This window comes from Streptomyces longispororuber (genome assembly GCF_024448165.1).
Taxonomy (GTDB): Bacteria; Actinomycetota; Actinomycetes; order Streptomycetales; family Streptomycetaceae; genus Streptomyces; species Streptomyces longispororuber_A.
On record NZ_JAMOLN010000349.1, the window covers coordinates 1 to 6,129 of the forward strand.

Below are 6,129 nucleotides of genomic sequence, written 5' to 3' on the forward strand. Positions count from 1 at the left end.
ACCTCGCCCAGCGCGCGGGCACGGGCCGGACGTGCACGGTGAGGGGGTCGGGGGCACCGTCGGTACCGAACGCGTCGACGCCGACACCGAGCACACCACCCCATTCCGGCAGCGGCGGGCCCGCACAACTCGTGCGCACGAGAACACCCTGGGAGCGCAGGAGGCGAGCGGCGGCGTCCATCACGACCACGGCCCTGACCTCGTGCGGGGTGTGCAACTGCACGGTCTCGCCGGTGGGCGCCTCGACGAACCCGTACCGCCGCCCGGCCCGCAGGATCTCCTCGACGAGCCGTACGCAGGCGGAACCCCGGAGGCTGAAGTTGAGGAAGCCCGGGCCGGTGACGACGACGTCGCCGATGCCGTCCGTGTCGCCCAGGTACGGCTTGAGGACCTCGGCGACCTGCCGCGGCGACCGGCCCGCGGGCCCGGCCAGCTGCAGCGCGACGTTCGTGGCGTAGTCACCGTGGCCCCCCGGCCGGGGCCGCTCCACGACGATCCGCCCACTCCCGGCCTCGACCGCGGCAGCGTCGAGCCGACCGTCGTCGACTGCGCGGTGCACGGCGCGCAGGACGGTGCTGGAGAGCTCGGCGGGGGTCACGGGGTAAGCGTATGGGAGGAGGGGGGTGGGTAGGCGACTCGGTTTCCCCGATGGTCCGGTATGCGGACGGGGTGCCCTGCCATGTGTCGGAGCCGGTCGGCCACGTCTCGGTATCGGTCGGCACGGTCCGGACTGATCCACACCGATCCGCGCCCTGGCCCACAGCGGTCAGGCGTCGGCCGTGCGGCCTGCGTGCGGCTGTGGGTCCCCTTCCCCGGGATCGGCGGACTCGTCACCGCGCGACCGCGACGACTTCCCCCGCTCCCTCAACTGCCGCACTACGCGCACGAGTTCGCCCGGCTCGAAGGGCTTGGCCAGAAAGGCGTCGACGCCGACGTCGAGACCGCTCTCCACTTCGTACTGCGTGCAGGCGCTCACCACGACGATCGGCAGCCCGCTGGTCCGGGCGTCCCCGCGCAGCCGGGCGGCGGTCCGCAGGCCGTCGAGGCGCGGCATGACCACGTCCAGCGTGACGACGTCGGGCCGCACCTGGTGCACGACGTCCAGGCATTCGGCACCGTCGGCCGCGGTCACGACCTCGAAGCCCTCCAGCTCGAGATTGACCCTGATCAACTGCCGGATCACCTTGTTGTCGTCCACGACAAGGACCCGGCCGGACGCGCCTGACACAACTCGAGAGTAGGTCGACGTCGGCCACCGCGTCCGGGTTTTCCCCACTTCCGCCCCGTACAGGGGACCCGGCCCCCTCCAGGCCCCCCGAAATACCTGTTCATGAGGACCCCGGGTGAGCTGGTAGGGTTCTACCCGTCGCCACGCACCACGTGGCAGCGCCCCCGTAGCTCAGGGGATAGAGCAACGGCCTCCGGAGCCGTGTGCGCAGGTTCGAATCCTGCCGGGGGCACCTTGAATTAGGTGCCTAAAGACCCCGTCACCAGCAGGATGCTGACGACGGGGTCTTCTTGCGTTTGCAGGCGTGTGCAGCCGTAGGCCGCCCTGAGCGGCCCTATGTCAGAGTCTGTGGACTATTCGTGGACAGGATCTTGGAGCATCGCCCCAGGTCAGCCCTCACAAATCCGAGGCCGCGACGAAACGACGAAGGCCCCCGGACAGGTCCAGGGGCCCAGCGTAGCGACGCTCGATCACGTCACTCGTACTCACTCAGAAGATCCTCGATGCGCCGGTTGGCCACCTCCTGACGGCCGTCGAGGCACTTTGCGTAGCGGCCCAGGAGGACCTCAACACTGTTGCCGGCACGCTCGGCAACCTCGGTCGGGTCTACGCCGGCGTTAAGCCACGTCGACAGCGCGGAGTGCCGCAGATCGTACGGCCGCCGTGCCAGTGGAGAAGCGACCGCGGCCGGCGGGAGAGCGAGCTCCCTTGCCTCCTGCCAGGCCCGCGAGTACGTCGAGGACGCCACCACTCCCCCGCCCTCGCTGTAGAAGAGGCGACCGTCCGCAGCCGTGCCGAAGGTGTCGAGATGTTCGCGCAGCACGGCCACCAGCTGAGACGGGATCGGAACGCGGCGTACGTCCTCGGCGGGACGGTTCTTGAGTCCCCGATCGTCATGGCTCTCACCGGAGTCGGTCCACTGCCTGCCCACGCTCGGACGGGTGCGATGCAGGGTGATCGTGCCCCAACCGACATCAGGGAGAACGAGATCAGGTTCAGCAAGCCCAACCGCCTCGGCAGGACGCAGGCCGGCGAAGTACATGCAGGCAAAGAGCCCGACGAGTCTCCGGCCGCGGGACCGCTTGTAACCCCCGACGTACGACACGGCGCAGAGGAGCGCCCGAGCCTGCTGAGGATTAGCCACCACCCGCGGATCCACCTCGCGGGACACCTTGGGCTTCTGCCAGCGGACCGCGGTCAGGGGATTCTCCTTGAACTCACCCAGGTCAACGGCGTAGTGCAAGGCGTTCACGAACGTGCGTCGCTTGCGCCGTACGGTCTCCGCGGCAGCGGCCTTGCCGTCGAGGCGCAGTTTGAACGAATCGAGCACCGCGCGAGCCCTCACCGGGTCTCCCAGGTAGTTCAGCGGTTGCGATGCCTTCGACACCCAGTGCAGCGCGTTCGCGACGTCCTTCGGGAGCTCCCGGTCATCGGGGCCAGGCAGCACGAACGCCCAGTTCCTCAGAGCCTTTCGGAGCACAGCCTCAGCCGGGCGCCCTGGACGCTCTTCCAGCATCGCCAGCGTCACCGAAGTGAGCGACTCATTGATTCCGTCGCGCGTGTTGGGCGCGGCGTGCGGCCATTTCATCGCGAGGTACCGGAGAGCGAAGGCGTACCACGTCACGGTTGGCCTGCTGTCCGCCATCGACTGCGGCAGCCCCGTGACGTCGTCGAACTCCTCGCCGTCGCGCGTCGCACGCAGCAGCTTGGCGCGGTAGTGATCAGCCAGTGCCTTCGTGCGGAACGACTCAGACATGACGTTGCCGGCCACGGACCAGCGCACGTCGTAGGCCGGACGCTTGGTGGGGCGCTTTCGGACGCCCCAGATCTTCACGTCGAGGGATTTCACGCGGCCTTCTCCAGACCACGCAGCCAGGCGTCAAAGTCGCTACGCCACACCCGGAGCTCACCGTTGGGGAGCTTGAACGCTTCCGGTGCCTGACCAAGCTCCCGCCAGCGGTAGAACGTGCGCCGAGAGACGTCCTTTAGCTCCCTCAGAATCTCTTTGACGGTCATGAGCTCGTCGTTCACTGCGACGCTCCTTCCAGCGCGAGTTGGTCGTGCAGGGCTTCGCGTGCTGTCTCACGGTTCAGTTGGAGATCCCGGGCGATGGAGGCAGCGAGGGCAGATTCGCCGAGGGTGTGGCCATGACCGGCGTACTGCCAGGAGGCGAGGACAAGCACGGTGTCCGGCTCGTGTCCGTCGAGGCCGAGGGCTTCACGTTCTTGGGCGGCGCGGTAGTCGGCGCGGATCTGCCGGAGGGTGCCGAGGGTGGTCGAGTAGCGGCGGGACTTCGAGGAGAAGTGGCCGCGGAAACCGAGCATGTGAGCCCACGCGCTCAGCCGACGATCCGGGTAGTGCGGTTCGAGGTCGAAGCACGCTTCGATCAGCCGCCGAGGATGGTCGGGCAGGCCGAGGAGGAGCGCGGCTTCCCGGTTACCGATCCGGCGGTCCACGGTGCCGGTGTTCTCGGCTGCTTTGGTGGCGTACTTGGCCACGTAGGAGGCCACGGCCTGTTCGGTGATCTCAGAGCCGTCGCCGAACGCTTTGATCGGGCGTACGTCGAGTTGCTCTCCCCAGCGCAGCCGCCAGCCATCGACGTGACCGGCATCCGGGGCGGGTGGCACGGACACCGTGACGTACGGGTGCGCGGCAGCGTCCTGGATGGCTCGGGTGAGGAGTTCCGTGGCCGCCCAGGCCGGGGGTGGGCTGTCGGGACCGTCGGGTCCGTCGATGCGGATCACGGCGTGAAAGTGGACCGCTCCGCGCTTTTGGAACTCGGCGACCTTGCCGTACGAGAGCCGGGCGACCTCTTTGAACTCGCGCTGCGTGATGCCAACGCGGGAGGCGATCTCCCGGCGGAGACGGTTGACGAAGCGGTGCCACAAGTCGCCGGCGTGGTTGTTGAAGAGCACGGCGCCGGCGTAGTCGTACGCGGCCGGATCGAGCGGGGTACCGAGCGCCGGTTCGTTGTCGGGGTGCGCGGTGCCGCAACGGCAGGTTCCGTGGGTGGGCCGGTTGTGGACCGGGCCGAACGACGGGGCGGTCAACGTGGCGAAGACGCGCGGTCGGTGGCGGATGGTCGCCGGGATCTCGTGGCGGTCGTCGCCGACGAGGCCGGCGCGGATCAGGTGGTAGGTGTCGCCGGCGTAGGTCCAGGCGCAGGCCGGGCAGCGGGAGGCGCGGCGGTTGCCACAGGCGATCCGGAGCCGGCCGCCGGGTTCGGTGTCGGTGTTGTAGTGCCGCAGCGTCTCGCCGGTGGCGCGGTCTTTGGTGATGGACCAGCCGGTCAGGTGGATCGGGTCGGAGCAGCCTCCGGTGCGGCGGATCTGGTCCTGCCAGCGGTCGAAGTCCAGGGAGCCGGCCACCCGCAGCATGTCGCCGAGGGTGGCCGGGTCCAGGCCCGCCAGGGTGGCGGTCATGACGCACCGTTCTTACGGCGCTTGCGGGGCGTGTCGGAGTGGTAGCGACTGGTGCCCAGGTCCCGGCCGTGCTCCTGGTGGCGCGGGGCGTTGGGGTTGCGGTCGTTCCAGTCTTCCGCGCACACCTTGTGGACGGGCTCGCCGGAGTGGGCGCGCAGCGGGGTCGGCTTGCCGCACTGGGTGCAGGCGCAGTTCCCGGAGTGGTCGTAGTGGTCACCGTTCCTCCAGTCCAGAAGGCCCATGACGGTCACCGCCCCACGCTGACGAGGGTGAACGTGGCGTAACCGGCCGAGCGGACAGAGCGGGTACCGGTGCCCTGGCAGGCCGTGCAGTGGACCGTGACCGTGCGCAGGTGGCCGCGGTGGTCGCGTCCGCCACGGGTGACCTCGGCCGAGGCGAAGCCGTCGCAGCCGGGGCAGATCTGTACGCGGGCAGGGGTGGGCTGGGCCATGATGGAACTTCCTTCCGGATCGATTGGTTCGGGCAGGAGGCACGGCTCCGGAGCGGACGAAACTTGGCGGTAGAGGCCGCTCCGGGGCCGGTCAGCGGTGCTTGATCTCGCTGTTGATGAGTGAGCGGACGACGATCGCGACGATCGCGAGCGAGCCGGCGGTGATCGCGACCGCGAGGAGCATGGAGACCAGCACGGCGCCGATCACGAGCACGGCCGCGGTGCCGCCGCCGACGAGCAGCGCGATCGAGCCGGGGGTGAGTTGCACCGTGGGTCGCGACGCGGCGGGAGCGGTGGGGGCCGGGGTGTGGTGCGGGCAGCCGCAGGGCGCCTGAGCGGTGTTCTGCGGGGCGACGGTCCCCGGAGTGCTGACGGTGGGAATGATCTCGCCGGTCGGCTGCTGGTTGAGCGGGACGCGGGGCGTGAACATGGGTTGAACCTCCTTTCCGGTCTGCTCAGTTGAGGAATGAGCCGATGGCGGGGGCGAGGAAGTAGCCGCCGATCAGCAGCACGAGGACGAGCCAGGCGGGCGGTCGGGCGAGCTTGATGCCGAGCGCGCCGACGACGGCGATGAAGAACCAGAACGGAATATCCACAGCAGGGCCCTTCGGGTCAGCGGTTCTTGATGCGGCAGACGTGGCCCTTGGCCGAGATGCAGACCGAGCCGTAGCTGTCGTAGGAGGTGGACCAGCCGCAGCCGTCGGCCTTGCAGACGGCGGTGTAGCCCTTCTCGCCGTCCGGGGTCAGGCCGCGGGCGATGTCCACGGGGCCGTAGCGCTGGAGTCGTTCGAAGAGGAAGAAGCGGCGTCCCATGAGCGGGGTCCTTTCGGGTCAGGTGAGTTGAGTGGCGATGGCGTCCGCCATGGCGGGCGGGACGTTGAGGCGGGCGCGCAGGGTGTCCAGGTCGATCGGCTGGCCGGTGCGGGCCTGGTGGTCGTCGGCCACCTTTCGGGCGTGCGCCACGAGCGCCGGCGGGGCCTCCATTGCGGGAACGGGCACGGGAACCTCGGGCAGCGCAGGCGCTGGCA

Annotated in this window: 9 protein-coding genes, 1 tRNA gene and 2 pseudogenes; 1 reads left to right on the top strand and 11 read right to left on the bottom strand. The window is 69.4% G+C overall.

Features of this window, described 5'->3' with window-relative positions; translation table 11 throughout:
• Positions 1-598 (bottom strand): annotated as a pseudogene (locus M4J07_RS46165) (ArgS-related anticodon-binding protein NrtL); the annotation flags it as partial.
• 168 nt (positions 599-766) lie between these two features.
• Positions 767-1,276 carry a response regulator gene (locus tag M4J07_RS46170; RefSeq protein WP_255983086.1) on the bottom strand — a complete coding sequence of 170 codons (510 nt, stop codon included), beginning with the start codon at positions 1,274-1,276 and terminating at the stop codon, positions 767-769.
• Positions 1,277-1,388: 112 nt separating this feature from the next.
• Here M4J07_RS46170 and M4J07_RS46175 point away from each other — a divergent pair.
• Positions 1,389-1,460 (top strand) — tRNA-Arg (locus M4J07_RS46175).
• Positions 1,461-1,703: 243 nt separating this feature from the next.
• Here M4J07_RS46175 and M4J07_RS46180 read toward each other — a convergent pair.
• The 9 genes and pseudogenes from M4J07_RS46180 to M4J07_RS46220 all read right to left on the bottom strand — a co-directional run.
• Positions 1,704-3,077: a tyrosine-type recombinase/integrase gene (locus tag M4J07_RS46180; protein WP_255983088.1), complete on the bottom strand. Its 1,374-nt coding sequence runs from the start codon at positions 3,075-3,077 to the stop codon at positions 1,704-1,706.
• A complete protein-coding gene (locus tag M4J07_RS46185; protein WP_255983102.1) occupies positions 3,074-3,244 on the bottom strand; it encodes a helix-turn-helix transcriptional regulator in 171 nt (56 codons plus the stop codon). The genes M4J07_RS46180 and M4J07_RS46185 overlap by 4 nt, the downstream gene beginning before the upstream one ends.
• Positions 3,245-3,255: 11 nt before the next feature.
• Positions 3,256-4,650: a replication initiator protein RepSA gene (gene repSA, locus M4J07_RS46190; RefSeq protein ID WP_255983091.1), complete on the bottom strand. Its 1,395-nt coding sequence runs from the start codon at positions 4,648-4,650 to the stop codon at positions 3,256-3,258.
• Positions 4,647-4,892, bottom strand: coding sequence for a hypothetical protein (locus M4J07_RS46195; RefSeq protein WP_255983093.1), 246 nt, complete (start codon positions 4,890-4,892; stop codon positions 4,647-4,649). The genes repSA and M4J07_RS46195 overlap by 4 nt, the downstream gene beginning before the upstream one ends.
• A gap of 5 nt (positions 4,893-4,897) precedes the next feature.
• Positions 4,898-5,101, bottom strand: a complete 204-nt coding sequence (locus tag M4J07_RS46200) for a hypothetical protein (protein ID WP_255983095.1) — start codon at positions 5,099-5,101, stop codon at positions 4,898-4,900.
• Positions 5,102-5,192: 91 nt separating this feature from the next.
• A complete protein-coding gene (locus M4J07_RS46205) occupies positions 5,193-5,531 on the bottom strand; it encodes a SpdD-like protein (protein ID WP_255983097.1) in 339 nt (112 codons plus the stop codon).
• Positions 5,532-5,556: 25 nt separating this feature from the next.
• Positions 5,557-5,697 (bottom strand): hypothetical protein, encoded by a 141-nt coding sequence (locus M4J07_RS46210; RefSeq protein ID WP_255983099.1) that lies wholly within the window; start codon positions 5,695-5,697, stop codon positions 5,557-5,559.
• Between the two features lie 16 nt (positions 5,698-5,713).
• Positions 5,714-5,914 carry a mobile element transfer protein gene (locus tag M4J07_RS46215; protein ID WP_255983100.1) on the bottom strand — a complete coding sequence of 67 codons (201 nt, stop codon included), beginning with the start codon at positions 5,912-5,914 and terminating at the stop codon, positions 5,714-5,716.
• 18 nt (positions 5,915-5,932) lie between these two features.
• A pseudogene (locus tag M4J07_RS46220) lies at positions 5,933-6,129 on the bottom strand (DUF2637 domain-containing protein); the annotation flags it as partial.